At 74.4% G+C, this 1743-nt stretch carries 2 protein-coding genes and 1 pseudogene; 1 reads left to right on the forward strand and 2 read right to left on the reverse strand.

All coding sequences use genetic code 11. The annotated features are described in order from the left end of the window. Positions 1 to 318: pseudogene (locus tag ACFV0Q_RS41335) on the reverse strand (SAM-dependent methyltransferase); the annotation flags it as partial. Positions 319 to 396: 78 nt separating this feature from the next. On the opposite strand from ACFV0Q_RS41335, the gene ACFV0Q_RS41340 reads away from it, so the two are divergent. Next, positions 397 to 1017 carry a helix-turn-helix domain-containing protein gene (locus tag ACFV0Q_RS41340; protein ID WP_385013235.1) on the forward strand — a complete coding sequence of 207 codons (621 nt, stop codon included), beginning with the start codon at positions 397 to 399 and terminating at the stop codon, positions 1015 to 1017. Positions 1018 to 1054: 37 nt separating this feature from the next. Here ACFV0Q_RS41340 and ACFV0Q_RS41345 read toward each other — a convergent pair. Continuing rightward, positions 1055 to 1743: MBL fold metallo-hydrolase (locus ACFV0Q_RS41345; protein WP_385013237.1), on the reverse strand; the 689-nt coding region annotated here is incomplete at its 5' end.

Genomic DNA, 1743 nt, shown 5'->3' on the forward strand with positions numbered 1-1743 from the left:
GTCCAGCAGGGCGGGGCTGCCGTCCACGGCGACGGCCTCGGCGTGCGGGAAGGCCTCGGCGAACACGCAGGTCATCACGCCGGGCCCGCTCCCGACGTCAAGGATGCGGCGGACCCGGTGGTCCGGGCCGAGCAGCTCGCGCAGGCGGTCCGCGATGTGGCGGTACGCGGGGAGGTGCAGTTCGCCGTTGGTCTCCAGGTGGGTGGCCAGGGCCTCCCAGTCGACGTCGGTGCCGGTGTGGTCGTGGCTGTGGTCGTGCCCTGTGCCGTGGGTGTGGCCCTGGCCGTGGTGCTGTCCGGAATGCTGGTGCGCGCTCATGCCGAGGAGGGTGCGCCCCTGGGCGGGGAACTGGCAACTTGCGTTGCCGATTCCGGGAAACCGGGGTGGAATGCCCGCATGGAGACACCGACCGACACGCCGACCGACGCCGCGACCGACACCCCGACCCCGTACCAGACGGTCCTCGACGAGGTGGCCCCCCGGCTCAAGCGGCTGCGCGCCCAGCGCGGCCTCACCCTGGCCGCGCTCTCCGAGGAGACCGGCATCTCCAAGAGCACCCTGTCCCGACTGGAGTCCGGTCAGCGCCGCCCGAGCCTGGAACTGCTGCTGCCGCTCGCCAGTGCCAACCGGGTGCCCCTGGACGACCTCGTCGGCGCGCCCGAGGTGGGGGACCCCCGGGTCCGGCTGAAGCCGCATCCCCTGCCCGACGGGGGCACGGTCGTCCCCCTGACCCGGAGTCCGGGCCCCCTCCAGGCGTACAAGATGATCATCGTGGACCGGGGTCCCGAACCCGATCGCCGTACGCACGAGGGCTACGAGTGGCTCTACGTGCTCAACGGCCGGCTGCGGCTCGTCCTCGCCGACCACGACCTGGTCCTCGGGCCCGGCGAGGCGGCCGAGTTCGACACCCGGCTGCCCCACTGGTTCAGCAGTGCGGACGGGCAGCCCGTCGAGGTGCTCAGCCTCTTCGGGAGGCAGGGCGAGCGCATGCACGTACGGGCCAAGCCCAAGGCGTGATCGGCGTGTCGCGGCGGCAGTGGCGGGTGGAGCCCGGTCAGCCCGTGAGCGGGGTGGCCTCGGCCGCCGCCCGGAGGGTCGCCGCGGTGTCCGTCAGCCAGGGGTCGCCGTGGCCGAAGCAGGCCACGTCCGGTTCCAGGGCGGCCAGGCGCCGGAAGGAGGCGAGGGCCTCGCCGCGGTCGACGTTGAACACCCCCAGCATCACCCGGCCCACCCCCGCGACGCAGGCACCGGTGAACAGCACCCCGTGGTCCGGCAGATGGACGCCGATGCTGCCCGGCGTGTGCCCCGGGGCGTGGACCACGACCGCACCGCCCCCGAACGGGAGCACCTCGCCGTCCTCCAGCTCCCGGTCGACCGGGGTCGCCGGGGCCTCGGGGACCGTCAGGCCGTGCGCGTACAGCGGGACCTCCCAGTCCAGCAGCACCGGTTCGAGCATCGGCCGCTCACCCCGTACCACCGGCGCGTCCAGCCGGTGCGCCGCCACCTCCGCGCCCCAGCGGGCGGCGAGTTCGCCGGCCGCCCCCACGTGGTCCCGGTGGCAGTGGGTGAGGACGATCCGCTCCAGCCGGCCGGGCGCGAGCCCGAGGGAACGCATCGCCCCCTCGATGGCGTCGGCGGACCCGGCGTGGCCCGCGTCGATCAGGGTCAGGGCTCCGCCGTCCTGCCAGAGGTAGGCCTGGCCGATGGGGAAGCGCAGCATGTGGAGCCGGCGGGGGAGTACCT

This window comes from Streptomyces sp. NPDC059564 (assembly GCF_042735575.1).
Taxonomy (GTDB): Bacteria; Actinomycetota; Actinomycetes; order Streptomycetales; family Streptomycetaceae; genus Streptomyces.